This window comes from Achromobacter sp. GbtcB20 (assembly GCF_019091095.1).
Lineage (GTDB): Bacteria > Pseudomonadota > Gammaproteobacteria > Burkholderiales > Burkholderiaceae_B > Achromobacter > Achromobacter mucicolens.
In genome coordinates this window covers 1-686 of the sequence record NZ_JAGXJZ010000122.1, presented here as the reverse complement: position 1 = coordinate 686, position 686 = coordinate 1, and the positions used below count along the sequence as shown (strand labels likewise).

The window sequence follows — 686 nt, the reverse complement described above, 5'->3', positions numbered from 1 at the left end:
GATGAACCCCTGCCGGTTCGTCTGCACCATGCGTCGCCGACCGCGACACCCGTCCGCCGCGCCCAGCACCTACCCGGTGCGCCAGCCCGGCGGGACAACACCAACTACAAAGCTTGGAGACTCACATGCCCGATACCGTCGCGCCGCGCGAGCCCGCGCAGGATTACACCTCGCGTCTGACCACTGTCACCCTCGACGACAAATACACTGCCAAGACCGGCAACATCTTCCTGTCCGGCCTCCAGGCCCTGGTGCGCCTGCCGATGATGCAGCGCGAGCGCGCCGCCGCCGCCGGCCTGGACACGGCCGGCTTCGTCTCGGGCTACCGCGGCTCGCCGCTGGGCGGTCTCGACGAGACCCTGTGGAAGGCGAAGAAGCACCTGGAAGCGAACCACGTGCAGTTCGTGCCGGGCGTGAACGAGGACCTGGCCGCGACCGCCGTCTGGGGCACGCAAACGGTCGACCTGATCGGCCCGACCAAGTACGACGGCGTGTTCGCCATGGGGTACGGCAAGGGCCCGGGCGTGGACCGCTGCGGCGACGTCTTCAAGCACATGAACCATGCCGGAACGAGCAAGAACGGCGGCGTGCTGCTGGTGGCCGGCGACGACCACGGCGCGTATTCGTCGACCCTGCCGCACCAGTCCGTCCACATCTTCTCGGCCTGCATGATCCCGGTGCTCTAC

At 68.2% G+C, this 686-nt stretch carries 1 pseudogene; it reads left to right on the top strand.

The window, feature by feature from the left end:
• Nucleotides 1-125: 125 nt before the first annotated feature.
• Nucleotides 126-686: pseudogene (locus KVT32_RS28105) on the top strand (indolepyruvate ferredoxin oxidoreductase family protein); the annotation flags it as partial.